We start from the raw sequence: 499 nt of genomic DNA, 5'->3' as shown, positions 1-499 counted from the left end.
AGGGCAATCGATTTTTTTAGGTACGCCACCTGTGCCTCAAGCTTGCGCACGCGCTCTTCGAGTTCCTCCTCACGCGTTGGTGGTACCGCCCGTACCGACCCCTTTGGCCTGCCCTTGGGCTTAGGCTTAAGCGCCTGCGCGCCGCCCTGCCGGTACAGCCTGCACCACTGCTTCAACGGTGTTGCGCTTGCAATACCGAAACGCATCATCGCTTCAGGCTTGCTCATTCCACCATCAACCACGGCCGCCGCTGCGGCAACTTTGGTCTCGTAGTCGTATTTGGTGTGCTTTACTCCCATGGCAAGAAGCCCGCCCTTCCCGATTACGCGGTACATTTTCTGCCACTCTCTCACAGTCGCGGCGGACACGCCAAGCCTTTTGGCGGTCAAACGATAGCCACGTCCCTTCTCAAACATTTGCGCTGCCTGCTCCCGAAGCAAACGGTCATGCCTTGATCTCAGATGTTCAGACATGAAAAGCCTCCTGTTTCTTGGACTTT

General features: G+C 56.9%; 1 protein-coding gene. It reads right to left on the bottom strand.

What is annotated here, in order from left to right; translation table 11 throughout:
- On the bottom strand, positions 1-473 hold a 473-nt coding region (locus HMPREF2894_RS08350; protein ID WP_070678873.1), incomplete at its 3' end, for a helix-turn-helix domain-containing protein.
- Between the last annotated feature and the right edge of the window lie 26 nt (positions 474-499).

Source organism: Rothia sp. HMSC066G02 (assembly GCF_001813145.1).
Taxonomy (GTDB): domain Bacteria; phylum Actinomycetota; class Actinomycetes; order Actinomycetales; family Micrococcaceae; genus Rothia.
This window is presented reverse-complemented; position numbering and strand designations above follow the sequence as displayed.